The organism is Allobosea sp. BK604 (assembly GCF_004341515.1).
Classification (GTDB): domain Bacteria; phylum Pseudomonadota; class Alphaproteobacteria; order Rhizobiales; family Beijerinckiaceae; genus Allobosea.
Genome location: NZ_SLZF01000001.1, coordinates 181,268 through 202,831, shown reverse-complemented (window position 1 = coordinate 202,831; position 21,564 = coordinate 181,268). Strand labels below are relative to the sequence as shown.

Here is a 21,564-nt window from a genome sequence, read left to right as displayed (position 1 = left end):
TGGCGATCTGCGCATCGGTTGCCAGCGGGACGGTTTATATCTAAACTTTCTGAATGCCGGAGCGGCGGGCGCTTGCGCCCGCCGTCTTCGTCTCGCACTGTGTGAGCACAAAGTGGCAGGAACGCCCGCAGACAAGGGTGAAATGCCGGGCTAAGGGAGGGAATGATGAACGCGACGACCGCCGTGCAGGCGATGAGCGATGCGCGCCCTTGGCTGGCGCACTATCCGCCGGCGGTGCCCCCCGTGATCGACGAGACCAAGGTCGGCACGCTGGCCGATCTGATCCGCCATGCCTGCCAGAGCTATGCCGAACGCCCTGCGTTCGAGAGCTTCGGCAAGTCGATCAGCTTCGCCGAGACCGGGCGCGCGGCCCAGGCCTTCGCTGCCTGGCTGCAGGGCCGCGGCTTCAAGAAGGGCGATCGCATTGCCCTGATGATGCCGAATATCCTGGCCTATCCGGCGACGATCTTCGGCGCGCTGATCGGCGGCTTCACTGTCGTCAACGTCAATCCGCTCTATACCGCCCGCGAGCTCTCGCATCAGGTCAACGATGCCGGTGCCCGGGCGCTGGTCGTGATCGAGAATTTCGCCCATGTCGTCGAGGAGGCGCTGCCCCAGCTCAAGCTCGATGCGATCGTCGTCGCCACGGCCGGCGACCTGATGGGCTTCAAGGGCACGATCGTCAATTTCGTCGCCCGCAAGGTGAAGAAGGTCGTCAAGCCCTTTCACCTGCCCGGCTCGATTTCTCTGAAGAGCATCCTTGCGCAGGCCGCGCCGATGGCGCCGGTCACGGTGCTGCCGGAAGATATCGCCTTCCTGCAATATACCGGAGGCACGACCGGGATCGCCAAGGGCGCGACACTGACGCATCACAACGTCGCCGCCAATGTCGAGCAATGCGCGCTCTGGCTCGGCTGGGGGCTGGAGCCGCCGCTCGGGCGCAGCGACTATCAGCACGTCATGGTCACCGCCCTGCCGCTCTACCATATCTTCGCGCTCACCTGCTGCTGCATGTTCATGCTGCGCATCGGCGCCAAAGGGCTCCTGATCGCCAATCCGCGCGACATTTCCGGCTTCATCAAGCTCCTGAAGACCAGCCGGATCACGCTCTTCTCCGGCGTCAACACGCTCTACAATGCGCTCGCCAACCATCCCGAGATCGGCTCGGTCGATTTCTCGGAGCTGCGTTTCGCCGTCTCCGGCGGCATGGCGACACAGGCCGCCGTCGCCAAGCGCTGGAAGGAGGTCACCGGCCGGCCGATCGTCGAGGGCTATGGCCTCTCCGAGACCTCGCCCGTCGCGTCGGCCAACCGGCCCGATATCGCCGAGTTCACCGGTACGATCGGCTTCCCGCTGCCTTCGACCGATTTCGCCATCCGCGACACCGAGGGCAACGACTTGCCGCTGGGCGAGGCCGGCGAGGTCTGCATCCGCGGCCCGCAGGTCATGGCGGGCTATTGGAAACGGCCGGACGAGACTGCCAAGGTGATGACGCCGGACGGCTTCTTCCGCTCGGGCGATGTCGGCGTGATGCTGCCGGATGGGCAGATCAAGATCGTCGACCGCATGAAGGACATGGTCCTGGTCTCCGGCTTCAACGTCTATCCGAACGAGGTGGAGGACGTGCTGGTCATGCATCCCGGCGTGCAGGAGGCGGCGGTGATCGGCCTGCCGGACGAGCATTCCGGCGAGGCGGTGACGGCCTTCGTGGTCAAGCGCGACCAGACGATGACGGCCGAGGAGCTGCGCGCCTTCTGCAAGGACAAGCTCACCGGCTACAAGGTGCCCAAGCACATCGTCTTCCGTGAGAGCCTGCCCAAGACCAATGTCGGCAAGGTGCTGCGCCGGGCACTGCGCGAGGAGGTGGCGGCGAAGCGCTGACAGCGATCGCGCGGGCGGCCAGGTTGCCCTGGCCGCACGGCTGCGGCTAGCTTCTGCGCCCGATCCCGGAAGCATGGTTGCCGTTTGCCCCGCCGCCTCATCGAACTGCCATTGCTGCGCCGCCTCAAGCCCGGCCTCTACGTCCATGACGAGGAGGCGCTGAATGCGGAGCCCGAGATCGGCCTGCTCGACCAGGACATCACGCCGGTCGACGCCTTCTTCATCCGCAACAACGGTGCTCTGCCGGAGATCGCGAACCCCGAGGCCTGGACGCTGACGCTCGACGGCGAGGTCGAGCGGTCCTGCGTCTGGACGCTCGATGCGCTCCGGACGAGCTTCGAGACCGTGACCGAGACGGCCGTGCTCGAATGCGCAGGCAATGGCCGTTCGCAATTCTCGCCGCCGACCGACGGCCTGCCCTGGCGTCTCGGCGCTGTCGGCTGCGCCCGCTGGACCGGCGTGCGGCTCACGGATCTGCTGGCGCATGCGGGCGTGAAACCGGGCGCGGTCTACACAGCGCATCATTCTCCGGACCGGGCCATCAAGGACGAGACGAAGCCGGCGCTCTCGCGCGGGCTGCCGATCGGCAAGGCGCTGGGCGAGGAGGTGCTGGTCGCCTTCGCGATGAATGGCGAGCCTCTGCCGCGCCTGCATGGCGGGCCGTTGCGCGTCGTCGCACCGGGCTATCCCGGCTCGGCCTGGCAGAAATGGCTGGAGCGCATCGAGATCCGGTCCGTCGAGCACGATGGCGAGAAGATGCGCGGCACCGACTACAGGCTGCCGCGCCGGCCGTTCAAGCCGGGCGAGCCGCTCGATCCCGGCCAGTTCGAGGTGATCACCGACATGCCGGTGAAAGCGCTGATCACCGCGCCGGTTGCAGGTTTCGAGGTCGCGGCCGGCAGCGAGATCGAGATTCGCGGCTTCGCCTGGAGCGGCGCGATCCCCGTCGCTGGCGTTCAGGTGTCCTGCGACGGTGGCGCCAACTGGCGTGAGGTCGTGCTGGGGCCGAGCGAGGGGGCCTTTGCCTGGCGGCGGTTCGCCATACGGTTCGAGCCGGCCGTACCCGGTCCCGTGACGATCATCGCGCGTGCCTATGACGAGCACGGCAATGTTCAGCCGCTCGACATGCCGTGGAATCCGCGGGGCTATTGCAACAACCAGGCGCAACAGGTGAAAGGCACGGCGCGATAGGCCAGCGCCCTACGCCGCCAGCAAGGCCTTTTCGTCGCCGGCCTGTGCCGTCACGGGCAGGATTGCGCCTGGCGCGACGTCGCGGCTGAAGCGCAGCAAGGTGAAATCTTCGGCGCGGCCGGTATTGCCGCGCTCGGTCAGCACGGTCAGCTGCCGCCCTATGCGGGCCTGCAAATGCCGGGCGTGGGCGGCGCTGGCGGCCCCGCGCAGGCGGGCGGCGCGTTCGCTGACGATCTCGCCGGCAAGCTGCGGCATCCGCGCCGCCGGGGTACCTGGTCGGGCAGAATAGGGGAAGACGTGGACGAAGCTCAGGCCGCATTCCTCGATCAGCGCGAGCGAGCGCGAGAACATCGCCTCCTCCTCGGTCGGGAAACCGGCGATAAGGTCGGCGCCGTAGACCATGTCAGGGCGAAGCGCGCGGATCTCGGCGCAGAAGCGGATGGCGTCGTCGCGGCTATGGCGGCGCTTCATGCGCTTCAGGATGAGGTCGTCGCCGGCCTGCAGCGAGAGATGCAGATGCGGCATCAGCCGCCTCTCGGTCGCAATGAGGTCGCGGAGCTCGTCATCGACCTCGACTGCATCGATCGAGGAGAGGCGCAGGCGCGGCAGCTCGGGCAGCTCGCGCAGGATGGCGCGGACCAGCCGGCCGAGCGGCGGAGCGTCCGCCAGATCGTGGCCATAACTCGTCAGGTCGACGCCGGTCAGAACGACCTCGCGCGTGCCGGCTTCGACAAGCCGGCGGCATTGCGCGACGACATCCGCGACGGCGAGCGAGCGTGAATTGCCGCGGCCGAAGGGGATGACGCAGAAGGTGCAGCGATGGTCGCAGCCATTCTGCACTTGGACGAAGCCGCGCGTATGGGCGGTGAAACCCGCGGGAACCAGCGTGCGCAGGCCCGACTGGCGCATGATGTCGTCGACAGCGAGCTTGTCCTCCGGTGCGGCGGGCGCATGAAGGCTGTTGGAGCGGGCCAGGGCAGCCCAGGTTTCGGCGCGCATCTTCTCGCCATTGCCGATGACGCGCGCCGTCTCCGGCATCGCGGCGAAGGCCGCAGGCTCGATCTGCGCGGCGCAGCCGGTGACCACGACGGCACGCTCGGGCTGCTCGCGCTTCAGGCGGCGGATGGCCTGGCGGGCCTGGCGCGTCGCCTCGGAGGTGACGGCGCAGGTATTGACGATGGCAAGGTTGGAGAGGCCCGCAGCTTGCGCCTGTGCCTTGATCGCCTCGCTCTCGACGATGTTGAGGCGGCAGCCGAAGGTGACAACCTCCAAAGCATGTCCGCGCTTCTGCGAATCGCCGACATGCTCCGGCTTCTTATTTTGCCGCATTGTCTTCACGCGAACCGGTGTCCACTTCGCTCGACATGCTCCGATGCTGTCAGGCCGCGCTCTCGAACAGCGAAGGCGCCAGCGCGCCTTCCCATTCGAACTCGACCGGACCGGTCATCAGGACATGGCCGTCGCTCTCGCGCCATTCGATGACGAGGTCGCCGCCGGGCAGGCTGACGGTCGCCTTGCGGGCCGAGAGCTCGCGCCGGACGGCCGCGACCAGCGCCGCGCAGGCGCCGGAACCGCAGGCCTGCGTGATGCCGGCGCCGCGTTCCCAGACGCGCAGCACGATGTGATCGGGAGCCTTCACCGCGGCGAGCTCGATATTGGCGCGGTCGGGGAAGATCGGATGATTCTCCAGCAGCGGGCCGATCTGCTCGAGATTGTAGGCATAGGGGTCGTCGACAAAGAAGACCGCGTGCGGATTGCCCATGTTGACGGCGCAGGGCGTGTGCAGGATCGGCTCGTCGATCGGTCCGATCTGCAGCTCGAAGCGGCTGGTGTCGTGGAACGGGTCGGCAAGCGGGATCTCGTCCCAGGCGAGCCTCGGCTCGCCCATATCGACGGTGAAGACGAGCTCGGACCTGCGCGTCGCCGGCAGCAGCCCGGCCTTGGTCTCGAGCAGCAGCTCGCTGCGGCCGGGCGCGCCGCTTTGCGCATCGGCGATCATGGCCCAGGCGACGCAACGCGTGCCGTTGCCGCAAGCGCCGGCCTCGGAGCCATCGACATTATAGATGCGCACGAAGGCGTCCGTGCCCGGCGTGCGCGCATCGTGCAGCACCATCAATTGGTCGAACCGGGCACGCGGCTCCGAGGCGATGGCGCGGGCGTCCGATTCACTCACCTTGAGCGCAGTTCCGCGCAGGTCGAGCACGGTGATCTGGTTGCCGAGCCCGTTCATCTTCAGGAACCGGCGATGCGCCAATGCGTTCATTCGGTCACATGTCCAACAAAGAGCGGCTATATGAGCGTGCCGACGCGAAAAAGCCACCCTTGAAGCCGTTCCTGCGCGCGAGCGGACATTCTATGTTGCGCCGCAGCATGATTCCGAAAAGTGCATAGCGGTTTTCGGACAACGTCATGCTGCTAATGATTGTTGAGAGACGGATTCAGATACCAGACCGAACCGCAACGCGGCTCGGTCTGGTATCATCCGGCTCTCGGGTGCGAATCAATTTCTGTCGGAGCCATGGTGATGCGGCGTTCCAAGCTTGCTGTTGCAGCTCTGGCGATCCTCTGCGGGGCGAGCGCGATGGCGCTGGCCCAGACGCGTGTCGCACCACCGACCGCTGTCGAGGCAGCGCCGCTGGCGCCACCCCCCGGCGCGACGCCGGCGCAGGTTCAATCGGCGCCGGCCCAGGCTCAGCCGACCCCGGTCCAGCCGGCACCCACGGCGCCGCCCGAGCCTCAACCCGTGCAGCCGCCACCGGCTCCCCCAGGCCCGCTGGTGCCGCAGCCGGCCCAGCCCGCGCCCACGGCGCCGCCCGAACCCCAGCCGGTGCAGCCACCGCCGAGCCTGCCGGCACCGCCTGCCCAGGCGCCGGCCACGCCGCCGCAACAGCAGACCGGCGCGCCCAATCCGAATGCGACCCTCGCCGGCAAGCCGGGCGATCCGAGCGATGTCGACGAGGTCACGCTCGTTGCCAAGCCGGCGCTCACGATGTCGGGCCAGTCGAGCTGGGATCAGGGCTTCCAGCGCCTGTCGGAGACCTTCAAGACGCTGCGCGACGAAGCGGCCAAGGCGGGCCTGCGCGTCTCCGGACGGCCGCTGACGCTGTTCACCGAGACGGATGATAACGGCTTCCGCTTCGATGCGATGCTGCCGGTCGAGCGTGCCCCGGATGCCGCTGCGGCGCTCGGCAACGGCGTCAAGGCCGGGACGACGCCCGCCGGCCAGGCCCTGCGCTTCGTCCACACGGCGCCCTATGACGATATCGACTCGACCTACGAGACGATCACGGCCTATCTCGAAGCCAAGAGCATCGTGGTGAAGGACGCCTTCCTCGAAGAATATGTCAGCGAGCTCAACGATCCGCTCGACCCCAACCTCGAGATCAATGTCTACGTGCAGCCGAAATAGGCGCTGCCCTTTCCGTCATGGTCGGGCTTGTCCCGACCATCCGCGTCTTCCTGTGTGAAGCGCGGTGTTCGAGACGTGGATGCTCGGCACAAGGCCGAGCATGACGATCGCGAAGTCCCAAGGCGCTAAGCCTCCCAGCTCAACCCCGGCTGCATCGGCCTGAAGCGCTCCTCCGGCAGCCCGGCCTGCGCCAGCGCGAGCTTGAGCGCCTCGGGCGGGCGCTCGATGCCCTCGTCGGTGAGCTGGAACGTGCCCCAATGGTGGCCGAGCGCCTGCTCGGCCCGCAGCGAGAGCATCACCTTCACCGCCTCTTCCGGATTCATGTGGTTGTCGCCCATGAACCAGCGCGGCTCATAGGCGCCGATCGGCAGCACCGCGAGGCGGAACGGGCCATATTCGACGCCGAGCCGCTCATAGAGCGAGCCGTCATGATAGCCGGTATCGCCGATATGGAAGACCTTTGCCTGGGGCGTCTCGATGACAAAGGAGCACCAGAGCGCCATGCGCCGGTCGAGCGCGCCGCGTGCCGACCAATGATAGGTCGGCGCCAGGGTGACCGCGATCTCGTTCGACAGCGCGACCTTGTCGCTCCAGTCATAGGCTTCGGCCCGGATCGCCGGATTGCGGGCGCGCAGGATCGTGTCGTTGCCGAGCGGCATGATCATCCGCGGCTGGTCGCGCTGGTGCAGCGCCTCGAGCGTGGCGAGGTCGAGATGGTCGTAGTGGTTATGCGTGACCAGCACGATGTCGATCTTCGGCAGATCGTCGAAGGCGACGCCGGGCGCGTTCACCCGCCTGGGGCCGATGAAGCTGAACGGGCTGGCGCGCTCGGCGAAGACGGGGTCGATCAGCACGTTGAGCCCGGCCATCTGGTAAAGGAACGAGGCGTGGCCGAGATGGACGATGCGCAGGCCCTCGACGCGCGCCGGCGGCTTGTCCTGCGGCGGAGCCGGGTAATGCGGCGGAAACAGCTCGCGGTTGCGCTTCGAGGTCTGCCAGCGCCAGACATCGAGCAGTCCCTTGGTCACCGGGCGGCCGTCGCTGAAGATCAGCCCGTTGAAATGGTCGCTGATCGGCCCCTGGTAATAGGGGTTGCGCGAGCGGGCGAAAGAGGCCCAGGCCGCGCCGGTCGAGCCGATCAGCGCGGTGATGCCGAGGAGGGAGAGCAGCTTGCGGCGGTTCATGGTGCGAGAGAGGTGGGGCGGATCGGCTGAAGATCAAGCACACCGATCCTGCGTCGGATCGGCCGCGCCGCCAATCGCTCTCACGCGGTCTTGAACGCGAGCGCGTGGAGCCAGCGGGTCGGCTCCCCGTCATAGCCGCCGCCCATCTCCTCGGAGATGTCGAGCCGGGTCCAGCGCTCCGGCCCGTAGGCCTGCTTCAGCCAGTCGGCGGACGGATAATTATAGTAGCGGTCGAAGCGGTCGCGTCCCTCCCGCGCGCCTGCCTTGAAGCTGGCGTAGAAGGCGCCGCCGGGCCTCAAGGCGGCATGGATCCGGGCGATGACGTCTGGCAAGGCCGCGCGGGGCACGTGCAGCAAGCAGGCATTGGCCCAGATGCCGTCATAGGCGCCGCTTTCGACGAGATCCTCGAACAGCAACACGCGCACTGGGCGTCCAAGGCGACGTTCGGCTTGCTTCGCCAGCTCCGGGGAACCATCGCTCGGCGTCACATCGAAGCCGCGCGCCAGCATGGCCTGGCTGTCCTGCCCGGCGCCGCAGCCGAGCTCGAGGACGCGTCCGCCAGGCGGGAGTGCGGCCAGGAAGGAAGCAAGCCGGTCCTGGCTCGCCGCCTGGCCGCGCGCGGCATAAGCCTCGGCCTCCGCCGCATAGAAATCGAGCGTGGTGGCATCCTTGCCGGACAAGCGGTGAGCCTCAGTTGCTGCCCGAGCGCACCGCCACGGTCGCGATCCCGGCTCCGATGAGCAGCGTGCCGCCGGCCTTGTTGAACAGGCCGATGGCGCGCTCGTTGCGCACGACCGAGCGGGCGCGCGAGGCGATCAGCGCGTAGCCGAACGCATTGGCGAAGGCGAGGGTGACGAAGGTCGCCTCGAAGATCAGCATCTGCGTCCAGAAATCGGCCCTGGCGTCGAGGAACTGCGGCAGGAAGGTCACGAAGAAGGTGATGCTCTTCGGGTTCAGCGCGGTCACCAGCCAGGCATGGCCGAGCATCTTCACGGCCGAGGCCCGGTCGGTGCGCGGCTGCGCATCGAGGCTGCCGCCGGCGCGGAAGAGCTTGATGCCGAGCCAGATCAGATAGGCGGCGCCGATCCATTTCAGCACGGTGAAGAGCGTAGCCGAGGCCGAGAGCAGCGCGCCGACGCCGAGCATGGCGAGCGTCATCGCCGTGAAATCGCCGAGTGCGACGCCGATCGCCACCGGCAATGCCGTGCGCCAGCCCTGGCCGAGCGCATAGGAGATCACCAGCAGGATGGTCGGGCCGGGAATGACGAGCAGGACGGCGGTGGCGGCGGCGAAGGTCGCCCAGGTTTCGAAGGTCATGGCGTCGGCTCCTGTGATAAGTGCGGAGCAATCCCCAGGCGCGAAAGCTTGTAAAGAGGCAAAAGACCGGTATCAGCGGAAGGAGCGGCTGACCGAGAACGGAGCGAATGATGGGTGCGGAATGGCGGGTGGTCTCCTCGCAGACCTTGCTGAAGGACCGCTGGATCGACCTCAGGGCCGATCGCTGCGTCACCGCCTCCGGGACGGTGATCGAGCCATACTATGTCTTCGGGTATCCCGACTGGGTGCATGTCGTGGCGCTGACCGATGCCGATGAGCTCGTGCTCGTCAGGCAGTACCGCCACGGCGTGAAGTCCATGGTGCTGGAACTGCCGGGAGGTGCCGCCGATGCATCCGACCCCGACATGGTGGCGACGGCGCGCCGCGAGCTGCTGGAGGAAACTGGATTCGTCGCGGCGGAGATGCTGCATGTCACCTCGCTCTTTCCCAATCCCGCGATCCAATCGAATCGGTTGCATGTCATGCTGGCGACGGGCTTGCGGCGCGAGGCTGCGCCCTCCCTCGATCCGGGCGAGGACGGGCTTACGATCGAGACGATGCCGGTCGATGCGGTCCTGGCCGGACTGTCGCAAGGCTTGATCGGCCAGGCCATGCATGTGGCGGGCCTGCTGCTCGGGCTGGGTAAGGCGGGGCGGCTGAATCTTGGTGTTTAAGGGTGCTTGAACCCGTCGCTATGTCGGCGAGCCTTGACTTTCGCCACAATCTGACGCTTTAACCCGCGCATTCGTTTCGCCGACATCGACGAGACCACATCCGCCGACCGGGCCGCGCAGCAGCGCCTCGATGAGCCCGGAGGTCAACGCCCGACAGCGCGTCTGCGCCCTCGGGCGCGAAACCGTTTGGGGATAGCGTCCGTTTTGTCCGGCGAGCAACAGATGAAACGGACGAAAGCCGCATGTTCGGCACGCTGAGCGATAGACTCTCCGGCATCCTCTCGGGCCTGACCCGCAGGGGCTCGCTGACGGAAGAGGATGTGAACGCCGCGCTGCGCGAGGTCCGCCGCGCGCTGCTCGAGGCCGACGTCGCGCTCGAGGTCGTTCGCAGCTTTACGGAAAAAGTCAGAGAGCGGGCCGTCGGCGCCGAGGTGCTGAAATCGGTCACGCCCGGCCAGCAGGTCATCAAGATCGTCAACGACGTCCTGATCGACACGCTCGGCGGCGAGGGCGAGGGCATCACCTTCGACGCCGTGCCGCCGGTCGCGATCCTGATGGTCGGCCTCCAGGGCTCGGGCAAGACCACCTCTACAGCGAAGATCGCCAAGCGGCTCGGCGACCGGAACAAGAAGAAGGTCCTGATGGCGTCGCTCGATACGCGGCGTCCGGCCGCGATGGAGCAGCTCGCCGTGCTCGGCCAGCAGGTCGAGGTCGCGACCTTGCCGATCGTCGCTGGCCAGTCGGCCGTGCAGATCGCGCGCCGTGCCATGGATGCGGGACGGCTCGGCGGCTACGACGTCGTCATGCTCGACACCGCCGGTCGCGTCACGCTCGACGAGGCGCTGATGGCGGAGGTCGCCGAGGTCAAGGCGGCCACCACCCCCCATGAAGTGCTGCTCGTCGCCGATGCGCTGACCGGCCAGGACGCAGTCAACACGGCGCGCGCCTTCGACCAGCGTGTCGGCCTCACCGGCATCGTGCTGACCCGCATGGACGGCGACGGCCGCGGCGGCGCCGCGCTCTCGATGCGTGCCGTCACCGGCAAGCCGATCAAGCTCGTCGGTACCGGCGAGAAGACCGACGCGCTCGAGGATTTCCACCCTTCGCGCGTCGCCAACCGCATCCTCGGCATGGGCGATATCGTCTCGCTCGTCGAGAAGGCGGCTGCGACCGTCGATGCCGACAAGGCGCAGGCTCTGGCCCAGCGCCTGGCCAAGGGCAATTTCGATCTCTCGGACCTGCGCACCCAGCTCGAGCAAATGGAGAAGATGGGCGGTCTTGGCGGCGTCATGGGCATGCTGCCCGGCATGGCGCAAATGAAGAACCAACTCGCCAACGCGAAGATGGACGACAGCGTCATCAAGCGGCAGATCGCGATCATCAACTCGATGACGGCGACCGAGCGCAAGAACCCGGACCTGCTCAAGAACAGCCGCAAGAAGCGCATCGCCGCCGGTTCCGGCACCTCGCCGGAGGCGATCAACAAGCTGCTCAAGATGCACCGCCAGATGGCGGACATGATGAAGCAGATGGCGCGCCAGAAGGGCGGCATGCTCGGCAAGCTCGGCCAGATGTTCGGTCTCGGCGGCGGGATGCCCGATCCCTCGAAGATGGACCCGGCGCAGCTCGAAGCGCTGCAGAAGCAGCTCGGCGCCGGCGGCGGCATGCCCTCGCTGCCGCCGGGCGGCTTCCCCGGCCTGCCCAAGGGCGTCACCCCTCCCGCCGGCATGATGCCGAAGCTGCCCGGTCTGGGCGGCAGCGGCCTTCCGGGACTCGGCGGCAACCCGTTCGGGGGGAAGAAGAAGTGAGACATCGTTCGGCCAAGACGGTTCCCGTCATGGTCGGGCTTGTCCCGACCAGCCACGTCTTCGTGACGCGGCGGCCGGGTGAAGACGTGGATGCTCGCCACAAGGGCGGGCATGACGGTGAGATGCCGGCTGCTGCTTGCGCAGCCTGGCAAAGCAGCAACTGACAAGAGCAAGGAAGAAGAGAAATGTCCCTGAAGATCCGCCTGACCCGCGGCGGCGCCAAGAAGCGCCCCTATTACCGCATCGTCGTCGCCGACGCCCGCTCGCCGCGCGATGGCCGCTTCATCGAGAAGATCGGCGCCTATGACCCGATGAAGGCGAAGGATTCGCCGGAGCGCGTCGTGCTCGATCTCGAGAAGGCCGCGGCCTGGATCGCCAAGGGCGCCCAGCCGACCGACCGCGTCCTACGCTTCCTCGATGCCGCCGGCGTCACCAAGCGTCCGGCCCGCAACAACCCGAAGAAGGCCGAACCTGGCGAGAAGGCCAAGGAGCGCGCCGCCAAGAAGGCCGAGAAGGCCGGCGCCCCGGCCGAAGCCGCGGCTGAGTAAGCTGCGTCAACTTTGCCGTCATGGTCGGGCCTGTCCCGGCCATCCACGTCTTGGCCGCTGCAATGCGGTGTTCGAGAGTTGGATGCTCGCCGCAAGGGCGGGCATGACGGGCTGGAGCCTGGTCGTGCCCCTGGGGCCTGACGGCCTGTGCCGGAAGGACGGCTGATGAGCGACGACCTCGTCCTGCTCGGCATCGTCGGCGCGCCGCATGGCGTGCGCGGCGAGGTCCGGATCAAGACCTTCACCGGTGATCCGCTGGCGATCGGCGAGTATGGGCCGCTGCTCGACGAGCGCGGCCGCAGCTTCGAGATCGAGGATGTCCGGCCGGCCAAGGAAGTCGTCGTCGCCCGCATCAAGGGCGTGACCAGCCGCGAGGAGGCCGAGGCGCTCAATGGCGTGAAGCTGCATGTCGAGCGCAGTCGCCTGCCCGAAGCCGAGGATGAGGACGAGTTCCTCCAGGCGGATCTGATCGGCTGCGCCGTCACCGATGCCGAGGGCGGGGTGCTCGGCGAGGTCCGCGCCGTCGCCAATTACGGTGCCGGCGATCTGCTCGACATCGAACTCACTGATGGGCGCTCCGTGCTGATGCCCTTCACCAAGGCTTTCGCGCCGCGCATCGACATCGCTGCCCGGCGTATCGAGGTCGCCCCGCCGGTCGGGCTGTTCGAGGTCGACGATGACAAGTGAGACGCCGGCCAAGGCACTGATCTTCGACATGGACGGCACCATCGTCGACAATATGCGCTTCCATGACGACGCCTGGGAAAGCTGGTTCCGCTCCTACGAACTGCCGTTCGAGCGCGCCACCTTCTCCGCCCGCACCGCCGGCATGGCGGTGGCCGAGATCATCCGCCCGCATTTTCCCGCCGCCGACGAGGCCGAGTTGCTACGCCTCGGCGAGGAGAAGGAGGCGGCCTACCGCGCGCAATACGAGCCGCATGTCGCGCCGACGCCGGGCCTGCTGCCTCTGATCGCACGGGCTGCGACGCATGGCGTGCCGATGGCGGTCGCGACCGCGGCTCCGCTGCCGAATATCGCGTTGATCCTCGACACGCTCGGCATCCGCGAGATGTTCAAGACGATCGTCTCGCCGAGCCAGGGTTTTCGCGGCAAGCCGCATCCCGATATGTTCCTCGCCGCCGCCGAGCGGATGGGCGTGCATCCGGCCGATTGCATCGTGTTCGAGGATGCACCGAACGGCGTCGAGGCCGCGCGCCGCGCCGGAATGCGCGCCGTCGCCGTGCTGACCATGTTGGGCGAAGAGGGTTTCGCGAGCTTCGACAATGTCATCGCCCGCGTCGCCGATTTCAGGGCGATGGACAGATCGCCGGCGCTGCGCTTCGCTGAATAATGGCTTTCCGCGCCGATATCCTGACGCTCTATCCGGAGATGTTTCCCGGTCCGCTCGGCGTTTCGCTGGCCGGCGAGGGGCTGCGCACTGGTCTGTGGTCGCTGCAGACGCACCAAATCCGCGAACACGGCATCGGCCGGCATCGCACGGTCGATGACAGCCCGGCTGGCGGTGGCGCCGGCATGGTGCTGCGCTGCGACGTCCTGGCAGCAGCGATCGATGCCGCCGTGCCGGCCGAGGATACACGGCCGCGCCTTCTGATGTCGCCGCGCGGGCGCCGGCTCGACCAGACCTATGTCCGCGAGCTGGTGGCGGGTGAGGGTGTCGTCATCGTCTGCGGACGCTTCGAGGGCGTCGACGAGCGTGTGATCGAGGGGCGGGAGCTCACCGAGGTCTCCGTTGGCGACTATGTGCTCTCCGGCGGAGAAATGGCGGCGCTCCTGTTGCTAGACGCCTGTGTGCGGCTCATCCCCGGGGTGATGGGCAAGGAAGCCTCCGGCACCGACGAGAGCTTCGAGAACGGACTGCTCGAATATCCACACTATACCCGTCCGCGCGAATGGGAGGGCAGGGGCATGCCCGAGGCGCTGCTCTCGGGCGACCATGCCCGCATCGCCCGGTGGCGGCGTGAGCAGGCGGAGAAGATCACGCGGGAGCGAAGGTCGGATCTGCTGAATCCTCCTCGCCCGAGGTGAGAGGCTTCATTCCACCGGCAGCTTCTCCGCCAACCACCCGCCACTGCCGAGCATCCCACCTCTTACAATGGCGAGATCGCGCCAGCCGCGGCCGGCGAGCTTCTGCTGGATGGCGTTGGCCTGGCCGCCGCTGCGGTCGATAAGGACGATGCGTTTGCCGGGGTTGTCGAGGCGGATGCCGGCGAGACGGACCTCGAAGCCGGAACCATCGGCATCGAGCCTGACTGCGCCTCGCGGCACGCCGGTATCTGCCCATTCATCGGAGCTGCGGATGTCGATCAGGACGATCCGGCCCGCTTTTGCGCCGTCATGCGCTTCGCGCGGGGGCAGCGAGGAGATTGGCGACTGGCCCCGAACAGGGCCAGTCGCAAGTGCGATCATGCCGGCGAGGACGGTCCTACGCCGCATGGCGCGCCGTCCTCGGCATTGTCAGCGCAGCTCGGCGCAGAAGCGCTGGATGCGGCGGCAAGCCTCTTCCAGCTTCTCGTCCGAGGTGGCGTAGGAGATGCGGAAGTTCGGGCCGAGGCCGAAGGAGGAGCCGTGCACGGCGGCTACCGCCTCGGTCTCCAGCAGGCCCATTACCAGATCCTCGTCGGTCTCGATCTTCTTGCCGTTCGGCATGGTCTTGCCGACCAGTGCCGAGCAGTCGGGATAGACGTAGAAGGCGCCTTCCGGCGTCGGGCACTTCAGGCCGCGGGTCTGGTTCAGCATGGAGACCACGAGGTCGCGCCGGCGCTCGAACGCCTTCCTGAACACCGGCAGGTGCTCCTGCGTGCCGTCGAGCGCCTCGACCGCGGCCCATTGCGAGATCGCCGAGGTGCCGGAGGTCTGCTGGCCCTGCACCATGTCCATGGCGTTGATCAGGTGCTGCGGGCCGGCGGCGTAGCCGATGCGCCAGCCCGTCATCGCATAGGACTTCGAGACGCCGTTCATGGTCAGCGTGCGCTCGTAGAGGCCGGGCTCGATCTGCGCCGGGGTGACGAACTTGAAGTCGCCATAGACGAGATGCTCGTACATGTCGTCGGTCAGCACCCAGACATGCGGGTGGCGCATCAGCACGTCGGTCAGCGCCTTGAGCTCGGCATGGGTATAGGCCGCGCCCGAGGGGTTGGAGGGCGAGTTCAGGATGACCCACTTGGTCTTCGGCGTGATCGCGCGCTCGAGCTCGGCCGGCTGCAGCTTGAACTCGTTCTCGATCGAGGTATGCGCGAAGGTCGCGGTGCCGCCGCAGAGCGCGACGATCTCGGGATAGCTGACCCAGTAGGGCGCAACGCAGATGACTTCGTCGCCCGGGTTCAGCGTGGCGAGCAGGGCGTTGTAGATGACGTGCTTGCCGCCGGTGCCGACGATGGTCTGGCTCGCCTTGTACTCGAGCCCGTTCTCGCGCTTGAGCTTGCGGGTGATTGCCTCACGCAGCTGCGGGATGCCGGCGACGGGCGTGTACTTGGTCTCGCCGCGCTTGATGGCGGCTATCGCCGCCTCCTTGATATTGTCCGGCGTGTCGAAATCGGGCTCGCCGACGGAGAGCGAGATCACATCCTTGCCCTGCGCTTTCAGGTCGCGCGCCTTCTGCGTGATGGTGATGGTCGCAGACGGCTTCACGCGCTTCAGGGCGTCGGCAAGAAAGGCCATGACTTGATCTCCAGGGGAGCGGATGGGATGCGCCAAGCAGGCGCGCGCGTGGTTTAGGACTCGAAAGCCGGCATCGCAAGACAGAGTGCTTGATCATTCGCAGAAGCGAAGCGAATTTATGGTGTCGTCGGGCCGCTCTTGGCGCGGGAGATCCGTTCGTGGCCGAGGAGAGCTGGGTCTGGAAACACCGCTGGGGCCTGATCCCGAGCGTCTTTCTCGCGCTGTGCTTCGCCTATGGCGCCGGTCGCGCACTCTGGTATCGTCATGTCACCTCCGCCAGCAACCGGCCTGAGCAGGTCGAGACCTGCGCACTCGGCTCCTATGATCAGGCGGCATTCCGGGCTCTCATTACGCGGGTGCAGAAGGACGGCGGTCGCGGCGGGGAGGGCTGCGGCAAGGTCGACGATCCCGCCTCCTGCCTGCGCCGCTCGCTGAAGGAGCGGATCGACGCGATCCAGCAGGTCGCCGGCCCGGACATGATCGGCCGGATCATGGCGATGCATGCGCTGATGCGCGCCAACAAGGCGGTGCTGCTTGCGCAGGCGACCGAGGCGCCCGAGCAGCCGATGCGCGTCGATCTCAGCTCGCCGGGCTTCCGCATGGTGCCGGACGGGGCGCCGAAAACGCGCCGGGCGGAGCGCTTCACCTATGCGCTCGACGAGCGCGAGATCGGCTTTTCCGGGCCGGCCCTGTTCACCAGCAGTCGGCGCAGCTGGAACTGGGACAGCGGACGGACCAATCTGCCGAGCGGGCTCTACGCCATCGCCGAGGTGACGATCCTGCTCGCCGATCCGGCGCTGAAGTATCCGGACGACATGAGTACCGGCGCGGTCCAGGAAAAGATCGACTATGTCGAGGCTGCCTGGAGCCACCGCTCCTCCGATTCCGAATGGGTGCGGCGTCCGCCGCTTCCGGCGGAGTCGGTGCATGAGATGAGCTCGCTCTGCCCGCGCCGCCCGGCCTGGCTGGATGTGCAGGCGGTCAAGGCGGCGAAGCCGTCGCGGCCGTTCTCGATGAACAATATCCGTGAAGATGTGGAGCGAGCGATGCGCGGCTCCGGCTCGACGAAGCCTTAGCCACGTTCAGCCAGCCAGGCGCGGCGGCGCTGGACCATCGTGACGAGGCCGGCGCTCCAGCGCGCACGGCCCCAGCAGGGGAAACCGCGGCGGTTGAGGCGGCGCGCGATATCGGCGGGGTCCTCGATGCCAACAGCGACGAGCTGATCGACCAGCGCCCCGGCAGCCTCGACGAAAACGGCAAAAAGCGCGCGGTCCAGCCTGCGCTCCTCGCCAGCACGCAATCGGCCGGGCTCGCGCCCGGCCGAAACCGTCTGCATATGGTCTACACGTGCGAGAATTCAGCGTACTCCCTGACCAAAGCTGGGCTCGACCGCGTTGGGCGAGAGCATCACAGCATTGGGGTGGCCGCCCTCGAACAGGGCGAAGCGGACTGCATCCTTCTTGTCGCGGAAGATGCCCTCCGACTGGCCTTCGAGATCGCGCGCGACCCAGAAGCCGCTCTTCGACTGGCCGACAAGGAACAGGTGGCTGGTGTTATCGGATTGCGACTGGAGAGGCATGGCTTGGCCCATGATGGCGACACTCAGTTCGGCATCATCAGCCAGGTGCGCAGGGCGACCAGGCCGGCCGCAATCAGCATCATCAGCGCCAGCACGGCCAGTTCCGCCGCCAGGATTCCGACCTGCGGCCGCTTGTTCGCAACGCTGCGATAGACGGCGCGGGCGCGGCGCTGGTGGCTGGGATAGGCGTGGGTGACATCAATCGTCATATCGACCTCCATCGATGCCGGAGATGTAGGTCTGGCCCCGGTAAGCTCGCCATGCGGAAGATGGCGCGGCGCATAAGGCCGGCATAAAGGCTGCTTGCGCGCAGCCCGCATCCCTGCGATGGCCGGCGCATGAGCGAAGAGCCCAAGGACGAGCGCAAGACGATCGCGATCTATGTCGACGCCGATGCCTGCCCGGTGAAGCCCGAGATCTACCGGGTGGCCGAGCGGCACCGGCTCAAGGTCTTCGTCGTCTCCAACAGCTTTCTCAACGTGCCGCGCGAGAGCTGGATCGAGCGCATCATCGTCTCCGACGGGTTCGATGCGGCCGATGACTGGATCGCCGAGCGGGTGGGGCGCGGCTCGATCGTGATCACCGCCGATATCCCGCTGGCCGATCGCTGCATCAAGGCCGGTGCCGACGTCATCGGGCCGACAGGCAAGCCCTTCACCGAGGCCTCGATCGGCATGGCGCTGGCGACGCGCGACATGATGGAGGACCTGCGGGCAGCCGGCGCGGTGACCGGCGGCCCGAAGCCGTTTTCGCAGAAGGATCGTTCGGCCTTCCTGCAGGCGCTGGACCTGGCGATCCAGCGGCTGAAGCGGGCTGGTTTTTCAGGCTAGAGCATTCGGAAATGCTCTAAATGTCGCCGAAATCGCCGCCGCGGCCCTTGCCCGAGGCAAAGCGGCCGGCGCCCGCCGCGCCCTCGGTCGCGATCGTCTGGACACCGCCGGCCCATTCTCGCGCCAGTGCATCGCGAACCGGGAGCCGATGACCGGCAATGGCGCTGCGGCGGTCGGCGAGCATCGCGCCCTGCGGGAAACGGGCGATCTCCTGTGCCATCGCCTCGGCGGCAGCGCGCGCCTCGCCCTTCGGTACGAGCGTCTCGCACAGGCCAATGCGCAGGGCTTCCTCGGCCGGCACCTTGCGGCCGGTCATGATGATCTCGAGCGCGCGGCCCTGGCCGACGAGGCGGGGCAGGCGCACCGTGCCGCCATCGATCAAAGGGATGCCCCAGCGCCGGCAGTAGACGCCGAAATAAGCGTCCTCCGCCATGACACGGATATCGCACCAAAGCGCGAGCTCCATGCCGCCGGCGACGGCCGGCCCCTCGACGGCGGCGATGAGCGGTTTCGACATCTCCAGCCGCGAGGGGCCCATCGGCCCGCGCGGGAGCGGGCCGCCGTCCGCGGGAAAGCCGAGGCCCTCGACGATCTCCTCGCGGAAGCGCTGGGGATCGGTGAAGGCCTGTGCGTATTTCAGGTCCCAGCCGGCGCAGAAGGCGCCGCCTTCGCCCCAGAAGACGATCGCATGGGTCTCGGGATCGGCGTCGAGCTGCTGGAACGCCTCGGTCAGCGCAATCGCACTCTCCGGATCCATGGCGTTGCGCGCTTCGGGGCGGCTATGGATCACGGTCGCGATCTTGCCGCTACGCTCGATGCGGATGCTCATGACGGCACACCTCCCTGCTTTGTCGCTAATTCAAGGCTAGCGCGACATTGATGGCCATAGCCGGCGCTGGACGCATGACGCCTTTGCTCGTAATGGTCCCGCCAAGTCCGTTCCCCAAATCGGGCCGCTGGGAGGAATTTCATGTCGATCACCCGCCGTTCCACGCTCGGCCTCGTCGCCGGCGCCGTCTTCGCTCCGGCCATCGCGCGGGCGCAGAGCTTTCCGACAAAGCCGATCAGCCTGGTCGTGCCCTATCCGGCCGGCGGCCCGACCGACGCGATCGCCCGTTTCGTGGCGCAGGACCTTTCGACCTCGATCGGCCAGAACGTGCTGGTCGAGAACCGCGCCGGCGCTTCGGGTGCGGTCGGCACGCGCGCCGTCGCCCATGGCGCCGCCGATGGCTACACGATCGTGTTCGGCAACAACCAGACGCATGGCAACAACATGTTCCTGTTGAAGGAGCCGGGCTATGACGCGGTCAAGGATTTCGCGCCGCTCGCCGGCGTCGGCGCCTTCGAGCATGCCTTTGTGGTGCGCAATGATTTGCCGGCGAAGAACATCTCGGAGCTGATCGCGCTGGCCAAGGCCGATCCGGAGAAGCTGAACTACGGCTCGACGGGCATCGGCTCCGGCTCGCATCTCGCCATGGAGCTGTTCATGCAGCGCACCGGCATCAAGATGACGCATGTGCCCTTCCGCGGCGCGGCGCCGCTGGTGCAGGAGATCATCGGCGGGCGCATCGACATCGCCAACTCGACGCTGCCGAGCGTGCTCGAGCAGATCAATGCCGGCTCGCTGCGAGCGCTGGCGATCGCGAGCCCGGAGCGCAACCCCTACGCCAAGCAGATCCCGACCCTGCGCGAGCAGGGCGTCACCAATGCCGACGCGGATTCCTGGGCGGCCTTCTTCGCCCCGGTCGCGACGCCGCAGCCGATCCTCGACCAGCTCTCGAAGGCGATCATCGCCTCGCTCGCCAAGCCGGAGATCACCAAGTCGATCCTCAATCTCGGCTTCACGCTGAAGGTGCGCGATCCGGCGGCCTTCAAGCCCTATCACCTCCAGGAAATCGCAACCTGGAAGCAGATCATCGCAGATGCCGGCGTGAAGGCGGAGTGACCTCGATCATCGGACCGGATGTCGTATCCGGTCCGATGATCTAGCTTCTTGTTTTCTAAGGCGTTCCACCGTCACACTGGACAAGCGCCGGAGCTGCGTCGATCCATCATCGGGAACTCCGCGCTGCGATGGATCCCCCGCGCTCCACTTCGCTCCAGCCGGGATGACGGTGTGTCCCGACTGACTGGTTGAAGCCTGGAGTCCCCGCCATGAACCTGATGCCTCATCTCGCTGCCCGGGTTGAGGCCGGGCGGCCCGTGCGTGTCGCCCTGATCGGAGCCGGCAAGTTCGGCTCGATGTTCCTGTCGCAAGTGCCGCATATCAAAGGGCTCGAGGTGGCAGTCATCGCCGATCTCGACCCGGAGCGGGCGAAGCATGCCTGCCGCCAGGTCGGCTGGGACGAGGCGCGGATCGCCGCGACGCGCTTCATCGCCGATGGCGTCGAGGCCGCCTCGCTCGACGGTGTCGAGGTGGTGATCGAGGCGACCGGCCATCCGGCCGCGGGGGCGCACCACGCGCTCGCCGCGATCACAGCCGGCAAGCATGTCGTCATGGTCAATGTCGAGGCCGACGTGCTCGTCGGCCCCGTGCTCGCCGCCAAGGCGCGCGCTGCCGGCGTGGTCTATTCGATGGCCTATGGCGATCAGCCCGCGCTCGTCGCCGAGATGGTCGACTGGGCTCGCGCCACGGGCTTCACTGTTGCGGCCGCGGGCAAGGGCACCAAGTATGTGCCGGCCTATCATCGCGTCACGCCTGACGATGTCTGGACCCATTACGGGCTTACGCCCGAGGCGGCGCGGGCGGCAGGGATGAACCCGCAGATGTTCAACTCCTTCCTCGACGGCACCAAATCCGCGATCGAGATGGCGGCGATCGCCAATGCCTGCGGGCTCGACGTGCCGGAGGCCGGCCTCGGCTTCCCGCCCTGCGGTGTCGACGATCTCGCCCATGTGCTCAGGCCGAAGGCGGTCGGCGGGCATCTCGAGCGGGATGGGATGGTCGAGGTCGTGTCCTCGCTGGAGCGCGATGGCAGGCCGGTCTTCCGCGACCTGCGTTGGGGCGTCTATGTCGTGCTCAAGGCACCGAACGACTATGCCGCCGCCTGCTTCAGGCAATATGGGCTGCCGACCGATTCAACCGGGCAATATGCCTCGATGTACAAGCCCTTCCACCTGATCGGGCTCGAACTTTCGATCTCGGTGCTGAATGCGGCGCTTCGCGGCGAGCCGACCGGCGCGACACGCTACTGGCGGGGCGACGCGGTCGCGACCGCCAAGCGCGACCTCAAGGCAGGCGAGACGCTCGACGGCGAGGGCGGCTACACGGTCTATGGCCGCTTGATGCCGGCACAGGCCAGCAAGGCGGTGGGCGGCCTGCCGATCGGCCTGGCGCATGGCGTGACGCTCGTGCGCGATGTGGCGCAAGGGCAGGTGGTGACCGGCGCGGATGTCGAACTCGACGAGGCGCAGCCGATCGTTTCACTTCGGCGTGAGCTGGAAGCAACGGAGTGGTGAGCGGGC

At 67.3% G+C, this 21,564-nt stretch carries 24 protein-coding genes; 13 read left to right on the top strand and 11 right to left on the bottom strand.

What is annotated here, in order from left to right; translation table 11 throughout:
• Nucleotides 1-162 precede the first annotated feature (162 nt).
• Both EV560_RS01065 and EV560_RS01060 read left to right on the top strand, forming a co-directional pair.
• Nucleotides 163-1,881 carry an AMP-binding protein gene (locus tag EV560_RS01065; protein ID WP_131853154.1) on the top strand — a complete coding sequence of 573 codons (1,719 nt, stop codon included), beginning with the start codon at nucleotides 163-165 and terminating at the stop codon, nucleotides 1,879-1,881.
• Nucleotides 1,882-1,965: 84 nt separating this feature from the next.
• Nucleotides 1,966-3,072 carry a sulfite oxidase gene (locus EV560_RS01060; protein ID WP_131853152.1) on the top strand — a complete coding sequence of 369 codons (1,107 nt, stop codon included), beginning with the start codon at nucleotides 1,966-1,968 and terminating at the stop codon, nucleotides 3,070-3,072.
• 9 nt (nucleotides 3,073-3,081) lie between these two features.
• Here the strand turns inward: EV560_RS01060 and mtaB are convergent, their stop codons facing one another.
• Nucleotides 3,082-4,401, bottom strand: a complete 1,320-nt coding sequence (gene mtaB / locus EV560_RS01055; protein WP_131853150.1) for a tRNA (N(6)-L-threonylcarbamoyladenosine(37)-C(2))-methylthiotransferase MtaB — start codon at nucleotides 4,399-4,401, stop codon at nucleotides 3,082-3,084.
• 49 nt (nucleotides 4,402-4,450) lie between these two features.
• Nucleotides 4,451-5,335 (bottom strand): diaminopimelate epimerase, encoded by an 885-nt coding sequence (gene dapF / locus EV560_RS01050; protein ID WP_131853148.1) that lies wholly within the window; start codon nucleotides 5,333-5,335, stop codon nucleotides 4,451-4,453.
• A gap of 261 nt (nucleotides 5,336-5,596) precedes the next feature.
• Between dapF and EV560_RS36615 the strand changes: the two genes are divergently transcribed.
• Nucleotides 5,597-6,481, top strand: a complete 885-nt coding sequence (locus EV560_RS36615; protein ID WP_131853146.1) for a GyrI-like domain-containing protein — start codon at nucleotides 5,597-5,599, stop codon at nucleotides 6,479-6,481.
• 125 nt (nucleotides 6,482-6,606) lie between these two features.
• Here EV560_RS36615 and EV560_RS01040 read toward each other — a convergent pair whose 3' ends face one another.
• The 3 genes from EV560_RS01040 to EV560_RS01030 form a co-directional block, all read right to left on the bottom strand.
• Nucleotides 6,607-7,665 (bottom strand): MBL fold metallo-hydrolase, encoded by a 1,059-nt coding sequence (locus EV560_RS01040; RefSeq protein WP_131853144.1) that lies wholly within the window; start codon nucleotides 7,663-7,665, stop codon nucleotides 6,607-6,609.
• Nucleotides 7,666-7,745: 80 nt separating this feature from the next.
• A complete protein-coding gene (locus EV560_RS01035; protein ID WP_131853142.1) occupies nucleotides 7,746-8,345 on the bottom strand; it encodes a class I SAM-dependent methyltransferase in 600 nt (199 codons plus the stop codon).
• Between the two features lie 10 nt (nucleotides 8,346-8,355).
• The gene (locus EV560_RS01030) at nucleotides 8,356-8,982 is read right to left on the bottom strand and encodes a LysE family translocator (protein ID WP_131853140.1); all 627 of its coding nucleotides are present in this window, start codon (nucleotides 8,980-8,982) and stop codon (nucleotides 8,356-8,358) included.
• A 110-nt stretch (nucleotides 8,983-9,092) separates the two neighbouring features.
• On the opposite strand from EV560_RS01030, the gene EV560_RS01025 reads away from it, so the two are divergent.
• The 6 genes from EV560_RS01025 (at nucleotide 9,093) to trmD (ending at nucleotide 14,058) form a co-directional block, all read left to right on the top strand.
• A complete protein-coding gene (locus EV560_RS01025) occupies nucleotides 9,093-9,656 on the top strand; it encodes an NUDIX hydrolase (protein WP_131853138.1) in 564 nt (187 codons plus the stop codon).
• A 242-nt stretch (nucleotides 9,657-9,898) separates the two neighbouring features.
• Complete coding sequence (ffh, locus tag EV560_RS01020) at nucleotides 9,899-11,464, top strand: signal recognition particle protein (protein ID WP_131853136.1); 1,566 nt, start codon at nucleotides 9,899-9,901, stop codon at nucleotides 11,462-11,464.
• 185 nt (nucleotides 11,465-11,649) lie between these two features.
• Nucleotides 11,650-12,012 carry a 30S ribosomal protein S16 gene (gene rpsP / locus EV560_RS01015; RefSeq protein WP_131853134.1) on the top strand — a complete coding sequence of 121 codons (363 nt, stop codon included), beginning with the start codon at nucleotides 11,650-11,652 and terminating at the stop codon, nucleotides 12,010-12,012.
• 165 nt (nucleotides 12,013-12,177) lie between these two features.
• The gene (gene rimM, locus EV560_RS01010) at nucleotides 12,178-12,699 is read left to right on the top strand and encodes a ribosome maturation factor RimM (protein WP_131853132.1); all 522 of its coding nucleotides are present in this window, start codon (nucleotides 12,178-12,180) and stop codon (nucleotides 12,697-12,699) included.
• Entirely contained in the window at nucleotides 12,689-13,363 is a 675-nt protein-coding gene (locus EV560_RS01005; protein WP_131853130.1) for an HAD family hydrolase, read from the top strand. The genes rimM and EV560_RS01005 overlap by 11 nt, the downstream gene beginning before the upstream one ends.
• Complete coding sequence (trmD, locus tag EV560_RS01000) at nucleotides 13,363-14,058, top strand: tRNA (guanosine(37)-N1)-methyltransferase TrmD (RefSeq protein WP_131853128.1); 696 nt, start codon at nucleotides 13,363-13,365, stop codon at nucleotides 14,056-14,058. Before EV560_RS01005 ends, trmD begins: the two co-directional genes overlap by 1 nt.
• Nucleotides 14,059-14,064: 6 nt before the next feature.
• Here trmD and EV560_RS00995 read toward each other — a convergent pair whose 3' ends face one another.
• On the bottom strand, nucleotides 14,065-14,466 hold the full coding sequence (locus tag EV560_RS00995; protein ID WP_131853126.1) for a rhodanese-like domain-containing protein: 402 nt from the start codon (nucleotides 14,464-14,466) through the stop codon (nucleotides 14,065-14,067).
• A 21-nt stretch (nucleotides 14,467-14,487) separates the two neighbouring features.
• Entirely contained in the window at nucleotides 14,488-15,690 is a 1,203-nt protein-coding gene (locus tag EV560_RS00990; protein WP_131853124.1) for a pyridoxal phosphate-dependent aminotransferase, read from the bottom strand.
• 158 nt (nucleotides 15,691-15,848) lie between these two features.
• Between EV560_RS00990 and EV560_RS00985 the strand changes: the two genes are divergently transcribed.
• The gene (locus EV560_RS00985; protein ID WP_131853122.1) at nucleotides 15,849-16,766 is read left to right on the top strand and encodes a hypothetical protein; all 918 of its coding nucleotides are present in this window, start codon (nucleotides 15,849-15,851) and stop codon (nucleotides 16,764-16,766) included.
• On the opposite strand, the gene EV560_RS00980 is transcribed toward EV560_RS00985, so the two are convergent.
• From EV560_RS00980 to EV560_RS00970, 3 genes are read right to left on the bottom strand one after another with little or no spacing between them, the layout of a single operon-like run.
• Nucleotides 16,763-17,026, bottom strand: a complete 264-nt coding sequence (locus EV560_RS00980) for a hypothetical protein (protein ID WP_131853120.1) — start codon at nucleotides 17,024-17,026, stop codon at nucleotides 16,763-16,765. The genes EV560_RS00985 and EV560_RS00980 overlap by 4 nt on opposite strands.
• 21 nt (nucleotides 17,027-17,047) lie before the next feature.
• A complete protein-coding gene (locus tag EV560_RS00975) occupies nucleotides 17,048-17,269 on the bottom strand; it encodes a hypothetical protein (protein ID WP_131853118.1) in 222 nt (73 codons plus the stop codon).
• Nucleotides 17,270-17,292: 23 nt separating this feature from the next.
• The gene (locus EV560_RS00970; RefSeq protein WP_131853116.1) at nucleotides 17,293-17,478 is read right to left on the bottom strand and encodes a hypothetical protein; all 186 of its coding nucleotides are present in this window, start codon (nucleotides 17,476-17,478) and stop codon (nucleotides 17,293-17,295) included.
• A gap of 129 nt (nucleotides 17,479-17,607) precedes the next feature.
• Between EV560_RS00970 and EV560_RS00965 the strand changes: the two genes are divergently transcribed.
• A complete protein-coding gene (locus tag EV560_RS00965; RefSeq protein WP_131853114.1) occupies nucleotides 17,608-18,099 on the top strand; it encodes a YaiI/YqxD family protein in 492 nt (163 codons plus the stop codon).
• Between the two features lie 16 nt (nucleotides 18,100-18,115).
• Here the strand turns inward: EV560_RS00965 and EV560_RS00960 are convergent, their stop codons facing one another.
• The gene (locus tag EV560_RS00960) at nucleotides 18,116-18,928 is read right to left on the bottom strand and encodes a crotonase/enoyl-CoA hydratase family protein (RefSeq protein WP_131853112.1); all 813 of its coding nucleotides are present in this window, start codon (nucleotides 18,926-18,928) and stop codon (nucleotides 18,116-18,118) included.
• Nucleotides 18,929-19,069: 141 nt separating this feature from the next.
• Between EV560_RS00960 and EV560_RS00955 the strand changes: the two genes are divergently transcribed.
• Complete coding sequence (locus EV560_RS00955) at nucleotides 19,070-20,044, top strand: Bug family tripartite tricarboxylate transporter substrate binding protein (protein ID WP_131853110.1); 975 nt, start codon at nucleotides 19,070-19,072, stop codon at nucleotides 20,042-20,044.
• Between the two features lie 209 nt (nucleotides 20,045-20,253).
• A complete protein-coding gene (locus EV560_RS00950) occupies nucleotides 20,254-21,558 on the top strand; it encodes an NAD(P)H-dependent oxidoreductase (RefSeq protein ID WP_131853108.1) in 1,305 nt (434 codons plus the stop codon).
• Nucleotides 21,559-21,564: the final 6 nt, after the last annotated feature.

Coding starts and splice junctions, on each gene's coding strand:
- EV560_RS00955 (WP_131853110.1), top strand. CDS start 19,070: ATGTCGATCACCCGCCGTTCCACGCTCGGCCTCGTCGCCGGCGCCGTC.
- dapF (WP_131853148.1), bottom strand. CDS start 5,335: ATGAACGCATTGGCGCATCGCCGGTTCCTGAAGATGAACGGGCTCGGC.
- rpsP (WP_131853134.1), top strand. CDS start 11,650: ATGTCCCTGAAGATCCGCCTGACCCGCGGCGGCGCCAAGAAGCGCCCC.
- EV560_RS36615 (WP_131853146.1), top strand. CDS start 5,597: ATGCGGCGTTCCAAGCTTGCTGTTGCAGCTCTGGCGATCCTCTGCGGG.
- EV560_RS01030 (WP_131853140.1), bottom strand. CDS start 8,982: ATGACCTTCGAAACCTGGGCGACCTTCGCCGCCGCCACCGCCGTCCTG.
- EV560_RS00965 (WP_131853114.1), top strand. CDS start 17,608: ATGAGCGAAGAGCCCAAGGACGAGCGCAAGACGATCGCGATCTATGTC.
- EV560_RS00970 (WP_131853116.1), bottom strand. CDS start 17,478: ATGACGATTGATGTCACCCACGCCTATCCCAGCCACCAGCGCCGCGCC.
- ffh (WP_131853136.1), top strand. CDS start 9,899: ATGTTCGGCACGCTGAGCGATAGACTCTCCGGCATCCTCTCGGGCCTG.
- EV560_RS00960 (WP_131853112.1), bottom strand. CDS start 18,928: ATGAGCATCCGCATCGAGCGTAGCGGCAAGATCGCGACCGTGATCCAT.
- mtaB (WP_131853150.1), bottom strand. CDS start 4,401: ATGCGGCAAAATAAGAAGCCGGAGCATGTCGGCGATTCGCAGAAGCGC.
- EV560_RS01040 (WP_131853144.1), bottom strand. CDS start 7,665: ATGAACCGCCGCAAGCTGCTCTCCCTCCTCGGCATCACCGCGCTGATC.
- EV560_RS00975 (WP_131853118.1), bottom strand. CDS start 17,269: ATGCCTCTCCAGTCGCAATCCGATAACACCAGCCACCTGTTCCTTGTC.
- EV560_RS00980 (WP_131853120.1), bottom strand. CDS start 17,026: ATGCAGACGGTTTCGGCCGGGCGCGAGCCCGGCCGATTGCGTGCTGGC.
- EV560_RS00950 (WP_131853108.1), top strand. CDS start 20,254: ATGAACCTGATGCCTCATCTCGCTGCCCGGGTTGAGGCCGGGCGGCCC.
- EV560_RS00990 (WP_131853124.1), bottom strand. CDS start 15,690: ATGGCCTTTCTTGCCGACGCCCTGAAGCGCGTGAAGCCGTCTGCGACC.
- EV560_RS01065 (WP_131853154.1), top strand. CDS start 163: ATGATGAACGCGACGACCGCCGTGCAGGCGATGAGCGATGCGCGCCCT.
- EV560_RS01025 (WP_131853138.1), top strand. CDS start 9,093: ATGGGTGCGGAATGGCGGGTGGTCTCCTCGCAGACCTTGCTGAAGGAC.
- EV560_RS00995 (WP_131853126.1), bottom strand. CDS start 14,466: ATGCGGCGTAGGACCGTCCTCGCCGGCATGATCGCACTTGCGACTGGC.
- rimM (WP_131853132.1), top strand. CDS start 12,178: ATGAGCGACGACCTCGTCCTGCTCGGCATCGTCGGCGCGCCGCATGGC.
- EV560_RS01005 (WP_131853130.1), top strand. CDS start 12,689: ATGACAAGTGAGACGCCGGCCAAGGCACTGATCTTCGACATGGACGGC.
- trmD (WP_131853128.1), top strand. CDS start 13,363: ATGGCTTTCCGCGCCGATATCCTGACGCTCTATCCGGAGATGTTTCCC.